Here is a 15,897-nt window from a genome sequence, read left to right on the forward strand (position 1 = left end):
CGCTAAACCCCGTTCATCCAGAACTTGTCGTCATGGCGCACGATCAATTTGCCTTCGGCCCTTACGCTGCTGCTTTTTTCCAGCGGGTAGCATTTGCCGCCCACGGTGTTGCTTTTGATGCCCTTGGCCGCACCGGCCTGATCGCCCTGTGTGGTCGGCACCAGACTCATGTCGTAGACCACCACCGGGTTGCCGTTGACGCGCACAGACTTGGCCACGCAGGTGGCGGTTTTCAGTTGGGCGGTCACGGGGTAGGGCACCGGCGGGAGCGCGGCGCCCATCGGCGTTTTGCAGACGTCCGGGACGAGGCTGACCACGGTCCACTGGTGTTGTTTACGGGCGATGACGTTGTCGGCCTGTCAGTGCACCCAGCAAGCACTGTGGTCGCCCTGCGGGTCGAACATGGTGGCAATTAGCGGGACGTCGATGCGGGGTTTGGCGCACAGGGGCGCTTTCCATTCGTCCTCCCCGCGAATTTTGAAAGGCTGCGAGAGGCCCTCTTCGAGGGTAAATTCGACCACCTCGAAGGCATCCCCTTGCAGGGGTTCAAAGGTAAAACGCAGATCGCTTTGACGAGGCATGGGCACTCCTTGTTATGTGCAAGCGTTAATCGACTAGCCAACTGGCATCGCCGTTTTCCAGAGAGCCACCGTGGTCAGTGGTGTCTGCGATGCGGGCAACACCTTTGCCCTCGATGGTTAGCGAGACTGAACCGCTGGTGATGGTGGCGCCGCAGCCCAAGGAATCACCGACACAGGCAACGGCGCGGTTATTGACGGTGAAAGCTTCAGCACCACTAGTAACAGTGGTGGGGCCACATAACGGACAAACGTGGTCGTGCCCGAGCAATACGATTGCCGGCATAAAACGTCCTCTAAACATGCTGCTCAAGTGGAGGAACTGCGAAAATTTTTAATTTCTCGTCTTGGGTTACTTTAGAAAATCGTCAAGGATCTTGTTGTCAGTATTTAATCGTTGTTGCTCCTCTGCAGATAGTCGACGGTACAGCGGTGTGGGCTGGTGTTTCGGGCTGCCTTTTGGGAGATCAAAGCGGCGCATCCATAAGTTGCTGGTGCGCTCGTTGAATCTAACTTCCCCCGCAATTGAGCCGTAATGCAGTGAACCGATATTGCTCACCCGCAACGGTTTGATTACTTCATTGACCATCACATAGAGTTCTGGACGTGGATCGATATCTGCTTTTCCCAAGGCAGGCCAATCACCGGCACGAAAAATCGTGCCCCATTCGTACGGCAAGATACCAATACGCACATCATCGAGTTGTTTGAGCAAGTCTTCGGTTGTGCCCAGCTTGCGTACCCAGTGATGGGCTATATAGGTGTACCAGTTGAGGTTTGTGTAGCCAGTGCGCCAGCTCTCATTGGCAATTAATAGAGTTAAATCTAAACCTCTATAGTTTTCCAAGAGGTCGTACTCGATATGTTGGTAGTTTTGTAATTCATAAGAATTTTGTATCCCTAACCCTGCTGATCCATGCAGGGGGCGTAGAATATTGCACATGTCAAATATAAGTTTATCGATGCCTCCTGCCCCGTTATCTTTGATTTCCTCTAGTGGAAGATAAAATCTTATCACTGAGAGAGCGTTGTGGATCCGTTCGAACCATTCAACAGGAAGCAGGGCCTCAAACATATACTCCCCAGGATGTTCAAAGCCCTGTTGAGATGACCACATAAATGAAGCCGAATCAGAGTACCCATCAGATTGAATGTAGGAAAGGCAATGACGCATTGTGCTCGGGCAAAATTCTTGAGTTATGACCTCCTCACTGCCCATATACCCCCATGTAAGTTTGTCACCATAATGGTTGCAATACAGCTCAAACGCTTCAGCGATATGCTTTCTCCTTACAGGCAGATAGGCATCCACAAGGTAGAAAGTCGCCACTAAACCTACTCTTAGAACGGGTTGCTTTTCAACGCTCTCCTCATCGAAGACGGTTAAATCCCACCGATGAGCGTCTAAATCCTTGAAAAACAGATCTTCATTCATTGCTTGTCTCCGGCAAACCTTCCCAAAACACATAGTTCTGTACAGTGGTAAGTTGATGCTGTTGGCGCTGATTCCATTTTGCGCAGAGTGACAGTTGCACACATTTGTTCAGAGGCTACCCTGAATTACGACGTCGAGGGGCTGTTATACATTCTGCTGCTGAAAGTTCAGTCGCGCGAAATACAGCCCTCGATAGCGAGTTTCTGAGTAACTCTTTGCTGCTGCCTTTTCCTTATTTGACTAGAGTGTCGAAATCAAGCTGAGACAAGGGAAGTTCCGGATTGTCGAACTGACGCAGGATATGTAGGTACGGATCCAGCTTAACGCGCCGAAGGTTATCCAATGTAGCGTCCCCACCCATGACGAGTGCAGGCTCGAAACCATACATTTCATCAGGCTTTAACGGGCCATATTTTTTCATGGCACGATCAAAAAGGTATTTTCCTTTGGTGTCTTTGTAGTCGAAGTCTTCCAACTTGGCGGAACCAAATAGTGCTTGGATGGAAGGATCAAGGTCTGGCAAGGAGTTGGGTTTTAGTTGGTTTTTCAGTGCAAGTATTTCATTGTGGATACAGGTAATGGTAACGCTTGCGCCTGTTGTTTCGCCGCACAAGTAGAGGTAGCCAAAGGCATCGCGGGCAATGACGTGGAATTTGTCTATGTTGGCAAACGACGTCTCCTCAAGCCAAGCATCTTTGATGTCCTCATATTCATCAGGATTCACTGTCCACACTCGACCGTTTGCATATCCCGCCCAGCCTTCTTCACGCCAATAAGTCAGCAGGATGGGAGGAAGCTTGTCTGCCCATTGTGCAAGGGTGATTTCTGGAACAGGCATTCTGTAAGTAGCCTCGCCAAATTTCTCGATGAAGTATTCGAAATGAGGGTCTTTCATCTTTATTTTCCTTTCGTGCCAGGAGGGCAGATGGTCAATTCCATATTCATGGTTTCTGAACCGTCACCGTGGGCGAATTCCTTGTCCGCGTAAATTTGTATGTATTGGTTAGGTGGCATGTTGCTGTACACCCTGTTCTTTTATTGTCCTTCGTGGTGGGGGACTAACTTTTTGATGACCAATTAAAAAAACGGTCTTCTAGCACCGCCCCTGTTTTTTTATAGTTGGTGTCAGTGACATCGTCTAAATTATCATAGTCATCGAATGTTTTTCCAAAGTCTGTTATGTAGAAATATTTCCATCCTGGGCGATAATAATCTTGCGTAAACGCATTTCCATTTGGATTGAAGTGGGACGGTAATAATTGGTCGCCAAGTATTTTTCTAATATTTTTGATTTTTGATTTTTGATTCGAGTGAGTCTTGGTTGCTCATGACTATGATTAGTTCATTTTGGTTCAAAAGTAAATCGTGGGCAGTCGCCCACCTTAAATAAAAAAATGGCAAAATTCCGCTGCCCTCGCTAGCCTCATTTGATATCGGGAAAAAGTCAAAGGGTTGTGTTTCAAGGATTTTTTTCCGTCTTCAAGAAATGGCTTTAGTAAGTCGTCCATTTTTCTGCCTGTTGATTGTGGTGAATGCTGAGACCATGTTCATGGTCTTCTAAGTTTCGGTGCGATGTCATTAAATTTGACAGGTCCCGTTCTGGAAAGGGACAATTATTTCTAATCAGTGAAAATTATGTAGACGGGCAATTCTTTATTGGGTATTGCAGCGGACGGGGGATGCCCGCCAGCTTGTGGGAGATAGTTTCCATTAATCATGTGTTAAAGCGGGACATTGTCGGGGTGTTCAATTAATTCCCACGCATTAGAGTTGAGCCGCAGAACAAAGGTAGTGGTAACGACCCAAAGTGTTTGATCGGTGGCATCCATGGATTCGATGCTAATGTGGCTGGGCAATGCCAATGAGTCGAATCGGGTCTTAACTAAATTTTTCTCGTGGACGTTAAAAAGTCCGGAAGTTGAACCTAGGTACAACGTTTGATTAAAGAGCCGCACAGACCAAAAATTGACGTCGGTTTTCTCAATGAGCAAGCGTTTGAAGCCAATACGATGATTGCCTCGAATGACTACGCCATTATGTCCGCACATAATAATGTCGTCTGCAGTGACACAATGGATATCATGTAAGTGCTGCCGGGTGCCGCTATGTACTGTTTGCCACTCAAGGCCGTCCCAATGAAGGACTGTGCCATTTGTGCCACAGGCATAAACATTGTCATCATGGGTGCCTTTAATGCACTCAAGCGAGGTTAATGTGCGCGCAGTGCCGGTGAGTTCAATTATGTTTATTTCTTGTTTAGAAGATATTTTTTCGATTATCGAATTCACTATGTTCTGTGCTAGCTCTCTTAGGTTCTGAGCTGTTTCAATCCAGGTATCTGAATCTCGGCAATATATTTGATTCCCGGCACCGCAGGCATATACCTTGTCATCTATATGGGTGATGCTACTCATCCCTCCCGCATTCTTGTGAATGGGTATTGTTTCAGTAATGACAGCCGTTGAGTTATAAATTTCTATCGTGCCGTCGCTACATAATGCATAGGTAGCTCTAGGCACTTCACTTGATGCATGCCGCATGGCGACGGATGTTACTGTTTTGTCAGGTATATCGTGATAAAACCATGCGCCTGGAAGTTTCAGGTTTAGCACAAACATGCGCGTGTAGTCAGTATCGTGTGGTAGAGCATCAATAAATGAACTGACATAGAGCATGTCATCATTTATCGCACAACTTGCTCCGAAGGTAATTGATGTGTTTTTTGCATTATTCATTTGTCACATTCCAGTATCAAACAAGTGGGTGCAATGTTTGCGAGAACTAACAGCTGCCAATTTTTGTATACAGCGCGGGTCAGATTATTTGACTGCTTATAGCCCGCCTGATCCTTTCGTGGTGTGACTACCCAGTGTTGTAATGTCCACATGCTTGATCCATCTTCCATTTGGGTCTGCCCGAAATAAATCATCAGCGGCCATGCCTCTGCTTGCATGATAAGCATGAAGCTCCGCAAGCATGACTACGGGGTTACACCCGGTGACCGCTGCAGCTGCCATCACCCCCAGAATCTCCAGTTCCGCCAGCGTTGCCGTTCCTGGAGGATTTCCCTTGCTGCCCAACAGTTTTTCATTAGTGTCGTAGATTTTATGGATGAGTCCATGTTCGTTCGCCTTGGCCCCTTTACGTCTGGGAGTGGCTCCATCGACACAGAGGCAATAGCCATTCGAGTGAGAAACCCCCCCTGCGATACGTACCCCTTTTTCTGTCTTGAATACGCGATCAGGGACAACATGATGCGCCGTTTTACCCATTGGGCAATTTTTGCCCTTCCCATACGCCCTTAAACGACAGTTTCTGTTCTGGCCTTTGGATTTACCACCACTTGTTTCTTTTGGGGGCGGTGGCTCTACTGTTTTCTTTCCAACAGTATTGGTTGTGGTCTCTGCAATTTCTTTCCCCGCATGTGCTCCTGCTTTATGAATGCCCTTACCTACCAGCACTCCACCTTTTAGCGCATCGCCTGCGAAGGGGATCGCCGCCAGTGCTGACAGGCGGGCATTGGCCGCATCGCCTTCCGCAGCATAAATTCCGGCATTGATAACGTCAGGTAATGCGCCCAGTCCGGGCACAAAGCCCAGCACGTCAAGGCCCCCGTGCACCCAGGGGCTTGCGCTTCCCCACCAACTTTGCTCCGTGTCGCCTTCAACCTCAATCGGCGGATTGGCTTGTTCCGCAGGAACAGCCGTCGGGGCTGTTTGCCCCACGACTCGGCCCAGCGTATTGCCATTGGCTGAGGTGCCACCTTTGGGCCTCAGGGCTGGGTCGGGGTAGGCGCGCAGACCAATCTCTGGGGCTTGTTCCCGGAACAGGGCGTAGTCGGCGTAACTCAGGTTCTGCTGCTGTTCCAGTTGCTGACCTTTCCAGATCTGCACGGTGACGCCGCCGCCACTCTCAAAGGTCGCGCACTGTTTGCCGCCATACTCCACGAAGGATTTGCTGATGTTGATTTCAAGCGGTTCTGCCATGCGCTAAACCCCGTTCATCCAGAACTTGTCGTCATGGCGCACGATCAATTTGCCTTCGGCCCTTACGCTGCTGCTTTTTTCCAGCGGGTAGCATTTGCCGCCCACGGTGTTGCTTTTGATGCCCTTGGCCGCACCGGCCTGATCGCCCTGTGTGGTCGGCACCAGACTCATGTCGTAGACCACCACCGGGTTGCCGTTGACGCGCACAGACTTGGCCACGCAGGTGGCGGTTTTCAGTTGGGCGGTCACGGGGTAGGGCACCGGCGGGAGCGCGGCGCCCATCGGCGTTTTGCAGACGTCCGGGACGAGGCTGATCACGGTCCACTGGTCTTGTTTGCGGGCGATGACGTTGTCGGCCATGTCAGTGCACCGCCTGCGAGGTGCGCTTGAGCAGCGGTGCAGTGGGGTCGGTCTCAAAGCGCGCTTCAAGCACCCGTATGTCCAGCCCGTCGGGCAGGCTGATGCGGTGGGTCAGCACCAGGGTCATGGCGTCGGTGTCGATGCGCAGGGTGTCGGTGAGCAGGGGGAGTGGTAGCAGGGCGCCGTTGTTCAGGCGCAGCAGGACAAACGGGCGATGGCCGGGCATTTCCACACACAGTTGCCCATCTGGGGTGAGGCTCGGGTCTGTCAGGTTGAACAGTTCGATGCGCAGGTTGGGTGGAGGGAATTCGATTTGTTGATCGGCAGGCGCGCCGTTCCAGTAGCTGAAATCAAAATCCAGTGGCAAACCGGGCCAGCGCGCTGTTTTCCACGCCTCATCGTAGGTGCCTGCCAGCGCCAGACGCGGCGCCCAGGCCCGACCCACCACGCCAAACCCGGCAGGTTGATACTTATACGTACTGGTAACTCGCAGCATGTCGGTGGCGTCGAGCTGCCCGTCGGGATGTTTGGCTTTGTCCAGATGCAGGACGGGTGTGTCGATGGCTTCGATCTGCGGCGCGGGCAACACTCTCAGGGGTGCATCCAGTGTATAGCCCAAGGACTCCTGACGTTTTTCGATCCAGCCACAGCCCAGCGGGTTGCTGTAGCAGACCTCGTTGAGCAGGTATTCGGGACTGTCCGGCTTTAGCAAATGCTCGGGATTGCGCACCACGCTGCTGCCCCCGAAAGCACATTCCCAACGCAGCGGAACGCTGAGCGCAGGCTGCGGTTCGGTCAGTTGCCAGCCGCCGAACAGGCTGTGTTTGAACTGGCGTGGCCCGGTAAAGCGCAGCTGCTTGTCCAGCAGATTGCGGCGGGTCGGTGCATTAGCCAGGGCTTGGGCTGCGGCCATGCGTCGGGCTTGCCAGTCCTGAAGCTGGTACTGGTTCAATGGTTCGCCGGGGCTTAGCGGCTCGGGCAGCGGCACGTCCAGTTGTAATGGCGCCACGGGCACGCTTAGGCGCAGGCCGGCTTGCCACGACGGGGCCGCAAAGCCCAGCGGCGCATACGCGCGACCGACCACAATCACGTCGCAGCGCGGTTTGAACGGCGCCAGGTCGCTTTCTTCGCAGACGCTGGAGGAACCGTCTTCGCCGTAATACCTGTCGGCCATGCACAACGGCACGGGCGTGTCGTCCATCACCTCGGCGCGGAACCTGCCCGGCTGACCCTCGATGGGCATCAACCTGTAGCCGACCTTCATGGCCAGCACCGGATACTCCTGATCGTCCACACCCAGGGCGCTAAACCTCAACGCATCGAAGGGCGTCAGATTTCGAAATTGCATGACGCCTCCTCAGTTGATGTCAACGTCTTTGCCGTTGATTTGCACCGGGCCGCTGGCACTGAAATCGAAGGTGCAGCCGTTGATCAGCACCGTGCCGTCGGACTTCAGCGTCAAGCTGGATTTGCCCACCGCGACGCTGAATTCATCACCCGCCTCGATGGTGAAACGCTTGCCCACCACCACGGATTTGTGCAGACCGACCTGTTCGCTCTGGCTCAGCCCCACGCTGGTGTTCATGGCGGCGCCGACACTGACTTGATAACCAGCGCCGATGCTCAGCGCCTTGCCCAGCCCGATGGTTTCAGCCTTGGTCAGGACGATGGTTTCGGTCTTGTTGGCGCCGATGTGGACGCTGCGGTTAGCGCCGATCTGGATGTTTTCGTTTTTACCCACGTCCTCCACGCGGTGGTCACCGATGGAGATGGTTTCGTTGTGCTCCACCCGCTCGCTGCGGTCATGGCCCACAAACGTCGTGTTGTCATTTTTGATATGAACGTTCTTGTCTTTTTCGGCATGGATATAAACCTCTTCCTGCCCCAGCTCATCCTCAAAGCGCAATTCGTTAAAGCCCTTGCCCTTGTGGGTGCGGCTTTTGATGGTCATGCGGGTCTTGTGCTTGGGCAGTTCGTACGGCGGCAGGTTGGTTTCGCGATAGGTGCGCCCGGTGGCGATCGGCTGGTCAGGGTCGCCATCGAGGTAGCTGATGATCAGTTCCTGGCCCACACGGGGCACGGCCATCGCGCCCCACAAGGAGCCCGCCCAGCCTTGGGCCACGCGGATCCAGCATGAGCTGTGGTCGTCTTGCGGGCTGTCGCGGTCCCACGGAAAGCTGACTTTGACCCGGCCCCATTCATCGCAATAGATTTCTTCGCCCGGCGGGCCGACCACCGTCGCAATTTGCGGGCCGTCGATGCGGGGTCTGGCGCACAGGGGGGCTTTCCATTCGTCCTCCCCACGAATGGCACTGGCCTGCACCTGATACTCGGTGCCGTGCTCGCTGCCCGCGGCGTCTTCCAGCAAGCTGCTGTACTGCTTGCCGCTGTGTTGCAGGGCAATGCTGCGCCAGCGATCGTTGAAGTCGGCACGCGGGTGTTCGCAGAGGTCGAAGGCCAGCCCCGGTTGCAGGCGCCCGTCATCGCCTTCGAGATGGGCCATGCGCGCATCGCTGCGCAGAGCACTCAGGCGGGTCTGGGTGAACGGCTTGCCGACGGCATCGCGTTTATAGCGGCCGGGGTAGTCGTAGCGCTCGTAATCCTTGTGCTGGTTGTTCAGGCTCAGGCCGCCATCGGCGCTGTGCTGCTGGTTGTAGCGCGGGTGCGTGAAGGTGTAGTCGCGTTGCACCTGACGCGCCGTGCGCACCTGCTCGGTGTAGCTAAAGCGGTGCAGTGCCGGTTGCGGGCTGTCACCACCGCCCATGGGCTGGTAGAGCACCGAGCACTCAGAGGCAGGCATGAGCGTGCCCAGTTCGCCGATACGGTCAGTGAGGATCAGGGTGTGACCGTCAGGACGGTGTTCAAAGGTGTAAATCAGGCCTTCTTCTGCGGCCAGGCGGGCGATGAAATCAATGTCGGTTTCACCCGCCTGCACGCAATACTCACGGGGGTGATGATCGAAACACAGCAAGGTTTTGAGGTCGCTCGATGATTGCTGGGCGAGCACTGCGGTGATGATTTCAGGCACGGTTTTTTGCTGAAAGATGCGCCAGTTCGAGCGCAATCCCGCACGGGCAAGGGCGGGCTCGACCACGGCGCGGTAACGGGTGCGGCGAAAGCCGGTGTCGCCCTGCGTGAACAGGCTGACCAGACCGTGCACATGGCGCACCGGCGTGTCGCCGCGCCACAGGGTGAACAGCGCCGCCAGGTCGAGCACGCGGTTGAAGTCCACCGCCGGGTCATGGCTGGCCAATTCCAGGCTCAATGTGAAAGGCTGCGAGAGGCCTTCTTCGAGGGTAAATTCGACCACCTCGAAGGCATCCCCTTGCAGGGGTTCAAAGGTAAAACGCAGCTCGCTTTGACGGGGCATGGGTAGTCCTTGTTATGTGCAAACGTTAATCGACAAGCCAACTGGCATCGCCGTTTTCCAGAGATCCACCTTGGTCAGTGGTTCGATGGTTAGCGAAACTGAACCGCTGGTGATGGTGGCGCCGCAGCCCAAGGAATCACCGACACAGGCAACGGCGCGGTTACTGATAGCGAAGGCTTCTGCACCACTGGTAACAGTGGTGGGGCCACATCGCGGACACGTGTGGTCGTGGCCGAGCATTACAATTGCAGGCATAAAACGTCCTCTAAAAGATGTTTAGCGAGAGTGAGCCCCAAGCGTTATCTTCTATTTTTATGTTTAATCGGATTGATAGCTCTGTTTAAAACTTAAACTTTTCGTCATGAGGTTTGTTTGAAATGTCGTCAAGAATCTTGTTGTCGGTATTAATTCGTTGTTGTTCCTCTGCTGATATACAGCGGTAAAGGGATGTAGGAGGAAGTTTCGGGCTGCCTTCAGGAAGATCAAAGCGGCGCATCCATAGGCTGCTGGTGCGCTCGTTGAGTCTGACTTCACCTGCAATTGAGCCGTAATTCAGTGAACTGATATTACTCACCCGCAACGGTTTAATGACTGCATTAACGCTTATCTGTGCATTGTGATAGTGACGCACGTTTGTGCAGGACTTACCCTTAAATACGACGTCGAGGAGCTGTTATACGTTCTGCTGCTGGAAGTTCAGTCAGACGGAATACAGCCCTCGATAGTGATTTTTTGAGAAAGCTTTACTGTAGCCTTTCCCTTATTTGATTAGAGTGTCGAAATCCAGCTTGGAAAAGGGAAGTTTCGGATCGTCAAACTGACGCAGGATAAGCAGGTACGGATCCAGCTTAACGCGCTGAAGGTTATCCAATGTAGCGTCCCCACCCATGACGAGTGCAGGCTCGAACCCGTACATTTCATCAGCTTCCAATGGGCCATATTTTTTCATGGCACGATCAAATAGGAATTTTCCTTTGGTGTCTTTGAAATCAAAGTCCTCAGGGTCACGAGAACCAAAGAACGATTGAATTGAAAAATCCTGTTCTTGCAAGGGTTTAGGTTTTAACTTTTTTTTCAGCGCAAGTATCTCGTTATGAGGACAAGAAATCGTCACGCTTCTCCCTGTTTTCTCGCCACATAAATAGAGACTTCCAAACGCACTGCGGGCAATGACGTGGAAGTTATCTATACAGGGTAGCGGTGTCCCCTCAAGCCAAGCGTCTTTGATGTCCTCGAAATCATCGGGATTAACCAACCATAAAAGACCGTTTGCGTAACCTGCCCATCCCTCTTCACTCCATAGAGTGAGCAATATAGGAGGAAGCTTGTCTTTCCATTGTGCAAGGATGGAGTTGGGAACAGGCAGGCTGTGTGTAGCCTCTCCAAATTTTTCGATGAAATACTCAAAATGAGGGTCTGTCGTCATGTCATTTTCCTATTTTTTTCCAGGCGGGCAGATTGTTAATTCCACATTCATCATGTCTGATGCGTCACCGCGTGCGACTGCTTTTTTGGCAGCATCGTCCAATAATGTTACGCGTCCTTTTTGACTCCAGCTTCCGCCAATGGCGCTATTTACGCCTTTATTACCCAAGGCTGCTGGTTTGGGTTCATGCCAACCCCCTGCGACCATGTCCGGTTCGTGCAGCGCGGCTAAAGATTCCATTATTCCCTTGGCGCGAGCGGCTGCGTCTGATTCAGCAATCCTTGGATCTATTTTTGGATTCCTCCTTAGATAGCCTTCATAAATACTGTCTTTGACCTCACTAGCTCGCTCGTTCCGATACGCATCTTGAGCTGCGGCGGCCTTGGGATTTCTCCCTTCGTTGTTAGGCGATTTTTCTTTGGTTTCATTGAATTTACGTCGTGCATTGGCAAAGTCTTTGGCCGACATGTTGTTTATGGCATCTTCCTGACGCTTGAGTTGTCGGGCATATTCGCGCAGGTATTTCTTTTGTTCGGCCTCACTCATATTTTTATATTTTTTAGAGTTCCTCGGTTCGAAACACTCTGGCTTTTTCTTCGGCAATTTTTTGGGTTTGACCTTCGCTCCTTGCTTCTGCTTACGTGCCGCTTCTTCTCTAGCCTTCTTCTCCGCAGACTCTTTTACCGCCTTGTCTGCGGCCTCTTTCGCGGCTTTATCGACAGCCTCCTTACCCGCCTTACCCGACGCCTCGGCCATCTTCGCACCGTAGCGGGCGGCCTTGCCAGCGGTGCCCGCATAGCCCAAAAACGGAATCGCCGATAACAGAGACAAGCCAGCCCCGACATAATCTCCGCGCACAACACTGACCGCCGCGCTTGCAATATCCGCCACTTCCCCGACGACGGGGATTAGCCCCACCACGTCAAGGCCGAGCTGGATGCCATCCAACACCTGTTCCCCGGTGATGCCTTCTTCTTCGGATTCAACCTCAATCGGCGGATTGCCCTGTTGCGCAGGCACGGCCGTAGGGGCTGTTTGTCCCACGACTCGGCCCAGCGTATTGCCATTGGCTGAGGTGCCACCTTTGGGCCTCAGTGCCGGGTCGGGGTAGGCGCGCAGACCAATCTCTGGGGCTTTTTCCCGGAATAGGGCGTAGTCGGCGTAACTCAGGTTCTGTTGTTGTTCCAGTTGCTGACCTTTCCAGATCTGCACGGTAACGCCGCCGCCACTTTCATAGGTCGCCCACTGTTTGCCGCCATACTCCACGAAGGATTTGCTGATGTTGATTTCAAGCGGTTCTGTCATGCGCTAAATCCCGTTCATCCAGAATTTGTCGTCATGGCGCACGATCAATTTGCCTTCGGCCTGCACGCTGCTGCTCTTTTCCAACGGGTAGCATTTGCCGCCCACGGTGTTGCTTTTAATGCCCTTGGCCGCACCGGCCTGATCGCCCTGTGTGGTCGGCACCAGGCTCATGTCGTAGACCACCACCGGGTAGCCGTTGACGCGCACGGACTTGGCCACGCCCGTCGCGGTTTTCAGTTGGGCGGTGACGGGGTAGGGCACCGGCGGGATGGCGGCGCCCATTGGGGTCTTGCAGACGTCCGGGACGAGGCTGACCACGGTCCACTGGTGTTGTTTACGGGCGATGACGTTGTCGGCCATGTCAGTGCACCCAGCAAGCACTGTGGTCGCCCTGCGGGTCGAACATGGTGGCAATTAGCGGGTTGTCGATGTTGGGTGTGGTGCACAGGGGTGCCTTCCATTCATCCTCCCTGCGAATTTTGAAAGGCTGCGAGAGGCCCTCTTCGAGGGTAAATTCGACCACCTCGAAAACATCGCCTTGCAACGGTTCAAAGGTAAAACGCAGCTCGCTTTGACGGGGCATGGGCACTCCTTGAACGCAGCTGTCCGTACGACCCGTTATTACAACGGGCCGCTGGGAGCGGGTATGAAAAACTGCCGGCCGCAGCGGGCAGGGCTGGCGTCGGTTAAGCCGGTTTGCGCCAGTCGTCAGAGGCTTCGGTGCCCGCCACTACGTGGCTCCAGCTGACTTTGCGGTATGCCAGGCTGGTCTTGATCAACTGGGTGTAGTTGGCGTTACTGCTGTCCTGGGCATGCGGCAAGACGGTGTGGATGTCGACGACGGTGGCGTCTTCGAGCTTGGTGGTGAAGAAGTGCTCCTGCTTGCCATCGACCGAGGTGCGGAACCACTTGACCTCAACCGTGGGCAACATTTCTCCGGTGGCCAGCGCCTGATAGAGCATGGGTGAGGCTTTGTTCAGGGCGCAGGTGAAAATCAGCGGTTTGTGTACCCGCTGGCCAGTGGGCTGGCCGCTTTGAGGGTCGGTTGGGGTGGTGATTTGATGGTCCACTTCCTGTACCAGGATTTCGTCTTCGTGGCCCTCCACATAGACGTTGCCCACCGAGTCAGAGGTGAAGGCGCCTTGGGTGATATGGCCTTGGGTTTGGCCGTGGATGCTGATGTAGGCGGGTGTTGGCATGACAAGCTCCTTGTCGCGATGATTTGAACGACGCCGCGAAGGGTCGCCGCCGTCGTACTGACAGCGTGGGTTTCGGCCCCGCAGGGCCAGGCTTCGGGCGCTCACTGCGAACGCGCCGAAAATCGGTTACAGGGTCAACAGGTGGTCCAGCGACACCAGCACTTGGCGGGTGACGTCATGCAGGCGCACGGCATAGACCGTGTACGCGACGATCAACACCCCGCCAGCCACGGCCCACGGCGTCCACAACGGCCAGGCGCGCTTGATTCGGTAGTTGCTTGGGGCGACGTGGGCCAATGGCTCGGTCAGCTGTGTGGGCGTTTCACCCCGCAGCGGGCGCAGCAGCCCGTGCAGGTGGCTGATCACCCGTTGTATGTCCTCGTCGCCTCTGACCTGATTGCCGTATTTGCCTTTCAGGCCCGCACACAGGCACAAGTACATGAACTCCAAAACATGCTGGTAGTGGGCAACGTCGGTGGCCATGCGGGTAAGCAGGGTGAAAAACTTTTCGCCGCCCCAGGTTTCATGGTGAAAGGCGCTGAGCAGAGAGCGCTGGCTCCATTGCGAGTGCCGGCCCCAAGGGGTGCTCATGACCACTTCATCCAGCAAAAGGCACAAGCTGTACGAGTAAGCCTTGAGGACGCCGGGGTCATAATCCAGCGGTTTGAGCTCTTCCAGGATGGTGGTGATTTGGTTGTGCACGCTCTGATAGAGCGCGCTGACATCGTCGTGCTGATGCAGGTTGCGCAGGCGGATTACCAGCCCGATCAAGGGCATGGCCGGGTCGCACAAGGGATTCCAGGCCAGCCCGCGCAGGTCGAATTCGGTGTCAGCCAACAACGGGGCAGTGAGCTGGACTTCAGTCATGGTGTTCACTCCGGATCGCCCAGAACTGCAACTCAAGCTCCGGGAAGTCGCCTGCGATATGGAAGCCGAACCCGCTGCCCTGACTCAGGCTTTGCCAGACAGGGTGCTGACGGTCGAGTTCGAAGTAGCTGAAGCCTGCATGGAAGGGCAACTGGCGCGGTGCCACGGGCAACGGAATCAATGCGATGCCCGGCAATTGCAGGCTGACCAACTCAGAGAGGGTTTCGGTGGAGCTGATCTTGATTTGCCGGGGCAACTGTTCACGCAAGGTTTCCAGGGGCAGGCGGGCGCGCACGGCGAGAATGAAGTCTGCCGTGTCCAGCAGTCGCTTGTCGCCCAACAGTGCGCTGAGCACGCCATATTGCTGATCGACAATGGGCAGCGACACGGCGCGTGGTTGCAACACTGTGCCCAGTGCGCGGCGCAGGGTGTGCTCCAGCGGTTTGAAGCACTCACGCAGATTGTCGTGCTGGTAGGCCGGGTACTCTTGCGGCAGGTGGCCCTCATCGGTAAAGGTCACCAATTCACCGCACGCCTGGGCGAAGGCGATATACAACTGCTCAGGGTGAACATGACGTTGACGCGCCAGGTGCTGGAACAGCGGGAACAGCCGGTTGAGGGTTTGCAGCAGGTTGAAATCAGTGACATCGGCCACCCCTGACTGCCCCGATGACCCGATGCGTGCAGCCAGATTTTTGGCCCGTTCGCGCAACTGCCCGGTCACTTCACCCAGATAGCTTTGCAACACGGGCACGGCTTCTAAGGACACGCTGGTGGGGTAGAAATGTTCGTCCATCACCAGGCTGCCATCCGGGCGCCTGTCGACAATCCGGCCCAGCGCAATACTGGTAAAGGCACTGCGATCTTCACGTTCGAGCATCAGGCTGAGGTTGGGCACCGCCACGTACATGTTCACCACATCGCCGTCTTCACTGTGGGTGTCGCGCACGTCATTGCGTCGGGCCACATAGCGGCTGTTGGCGTGATGCTCGGGCCAGCGTATTTCCAGCACGTCTTCGGATTTGAGCGGCAAGGTCAGGTAGACGATTTGATTGGCTGCGCTGTGAGCGTCCAGGTCAAGCGGTGCGGGTGGCGCCAGATCATTGGGAATATCAAACACGCTGCCGTCGGGCATGATGCCCCGCGCCCGGGTCAGGGCCACCTTGCCGAAGCTCAAATACTCACTGTTCAGTTGCAGCTCACTGAACCCATAGAGGGCGTCGTTGAGGCTGTGCAGACGATGCTGTACCGCAGCCTCTGCAGCGCGCGCCTGTTGCTGGAAGTGCTGGGGTTTGACAAATAACCCCTCGTGCCAGATGACCGGGTGGCGTGAACTCATCCGTGGACTCTCTCAATAAAAAGGTGTGAACA

Annotated in this window: 19 protein-coding genes and 1 pseudogene; all 20 read right to left on the bottom strand. The window is 54.6% G+C overall.

Going from position 1 to position 15,897, the window contains the following annotated elements; genetic code table 11:
* Positions 1-2: 2 nt before the first annotated feature.
* Positions 3-317: a DUF4150 domain-containing protein gene (locus tag FJD38_RS21235; protein WP_240892280.1), complete on the bottom strand. Its 315-nt coding sequence runs from the start codon at positions 315-317 to the stop codon at positions 3-5.
* Between the two features lie 42 nt (positions 318-359).
* On the bottom strand, positions 360-581 hold the full coding sequence (locus tag FJD38_RS21240) for a hypothetical protein (protein ID WP_146387330.1): 222 nt from the start codon (positions 579-581) through the stop codon (positions 360-362).
* A 25-nt stretch (positions 582-606) separates the two neighbouring features.
* Positions 607-864: a PAAR domain-containing protein gene (locus FJD38_RS21245; RefSeq protein ID WP_122785571.1), complete on the bottom strand. Its 258-nt coding sequence runs from the start codon at positions 862-864 to the stop codon at positions 607-609.
* 66 nt (positions 865-930) lie between these two features.
* The gene (locus FJD38_RS21250) at positions 931-2,013 is read right to left on the bottom strand and encodes a type VI immunity family protein (protein ID WP_146387332.1); all 1,083 of its coding nucleotides are present in this window, start codon (positions 2,011-2,013) and stop codon (positions 931-933) included.
* Between the two features lie 232 nt (positions 2,014-2,245).
* A complete protein-coding gene (locus FJD38_RS21255) occupies positions 2,246-2,908 on the bottom strand; it encodes a GAD-like domain-containing protein (protein WP_146387334.1) in 663 nt (220 codons plus the stop codon).
* Between the two features lie 163 nt (positions 2,909-3,071).
* A pseudogene (locus FJD38_RS25245) lies at positions 3,072-3,314 on the bottom strand (DUF7832 domain-containing protein); the annotation flags it as partial.
* 420 nt (positions 3,315-3,734) lie between these two features.
* Complete coding sequence (locus FJD38_RS21260) at positions 3,735-4,748, bottom strand: beta propeller repeat protein (protein ID WP_146387336.1); 1,014 nt, start codon at positions 4,746-4,748, stop codon at positions 3,735-3,737.
* A 96-nt stretch (positions 4,749-4,844) separates the two neighbouring features.
* A complete protein-coding gene (locus FJD38_RS21265; protein ID WP_146387338.1) occupies positions 4,845-5,999 on the bottom strand; it encodes a hypothetical protein in 1,155 nt (384 codons plus the stop codon).
* Positions 6,000-6,002: 3 nt separating this feature from the next.
* Positions 6,003-6,359, bottom strand: a complete 357-nt coding sequence (locus FJD38_RS21270; protein WP_146387340.1) for a DUF4150 domain-containing protein — start codon at positions 6,357-6,359, stop codon at positions 6,003-6,005.
* A gap of 1 nt (position 6,360) precedes the next feature.
* On the bottom strand, positions 6,361-7,707 hold the full coding sequence (locus tag FJD38_RS21275) for a DUF2169 family type VI secretion system accessory protein (RefSeq protein WP_146387342.1): 1,347 nt from the start codon (positions 7,705-7,707) through the stop codon (positions 6,361-6,363).
* A gap of 9 nt (positions 7,708-7,716) precedes the next feature.
* Positions 7,717-9,729, bottom strand: a complete 2,013-nt coding sequence (locus tag FJD38_RS21280; RefSeq protein WP_146387344.1) for a type VI secretion system Vgr family protein — start codon at positions 9,727-9,729, stop codon at positions 7,717-7,719.
* Positions 9,730-9,741: 12 nt separating this feature from the next.
* Positions 9,742-9,984, bottom strand: coding sequence for a PAAR domain-containing protein (locus FJD38_RS21285; RefSeq protein WP_240892289.1), 243 nt, complete (start codon positions 9,982-9,984; stop codon positions 9,742-9,744).
* A gap of 85 nt (positions 9,985-10,069) precedes the next feature.
* A complete protein-coding gene (locus FJD38_RS21290) occupies positions 10,070-10,360 on the bottom strand; it encodes a DUF3396 domain-containing protein (protein ID WP_146387346.1) in 291 nt (96 codons plus the stop codon).
* A gap of 129 nt (positions 10,361-10,489) precedes the next feature.
* Positions 10,490-11,155: a GAD-like domain-containing protein gene (locus FJD38_RS21295; protein ID WP_146387348.1), complete on the bottom strand. Its 666-nt coding sequence runs from the start codon at positions 11,153-11,155 to the stop codon at positions 10,490-10,492.
* A gap of 9 nt (positions 11,156-11,164) precedes the next feature.
* Positions 11,165-12,460, bottom strand: coding sequence for a polymorphic toxin type 15 domain-containing protein (locus FJD38_RS21300; RefSeq protein ID WP_146387350.1), 1,296 nt, complete (start codon positions 12,458-12,460; stop codon positions 11,165-11,167).
* A 3-nt stretch (positions 12,461-12,463) separates the two neighbouring features.
* Positions 12,464-12,820 carry a DUF4150 domain-containing protein gene (locus FJD38_RS21305; protein ID WP_146387352.1) on the bottom strand — a complete coding sequence of 119 codons (357 nt, stop codon included), beginning with the start codon at positions 12,818-12,820 and terminating at the stop codon, positions 12,464-12,466.
* A gap of 1 nt (position 12,821) precedes the next feature.
* On the bottom strand, positions 12,822-13,043 hold the full coding sequence (locus tag FJD38_RS21310) for a hypothetical protein (protein WP_146387354.1): 222 nt from the start codon (positions 13,041-13,043) through the stop codon (positions 12,822-12,824).
* Positions 13,044-13,146: 103 nt separating this feature from the next.
* Positions 13,147-13,659 carry an Hcp family type VI secretion system effector gene (locus FJD38_RS21315; RefSeq protein WP_122785567.1) on the bottom strand — a complete coding sequence of 171 codons (513 nt, stop codon included), beginning with the start codon at positions 13,657-13,659 and terminating at the stop codon, positions 13,147-13,149.
* 126 nt (positions 13,660-13,785) lie between these two features.
* Positions 13,786-14,526: a type IVB secretion system protein IcmH/DotU gene (gene icmH, locus FJD38_RS21320; RefSeq protein WP_122785566.1), complete on the bottom strand. Its 741-nt coding sequence runs from the start codon at positions 14,524-14,526 to the stop codon at positions 13,786-13,788.
* Positions 14,519-15,865: a type VI secretion system baseplate subunit TssK gene (gene tssK / locus FJD38_RS21325; RefSeq protein ID WP_146387356.1), complete on the bottom strand. Its 1,347-nt coding sequence runs from the start codon at positions 15,863-15,865 to the stop codon at positions 14,519-14,521. Before tssK ends, icmH begins: the two co-directional genes overlap by 8 nt.
* Positions 15,866-15,897: the final 32 nt, after the last annotated feature.

Origin of the sequence: Pseudomonas saxonica (assembly GCF_007858365.1) — a bacterium.
In the GTDB taxonomy this organism is placed as follows: domain Bacteria; phylum Pseudomonadota; class Gammaproteobacteria; order Pseudomonadales; family Pseudomonadaceae; genus Aquipseudomonas; species Aquipseudomonas saxonica.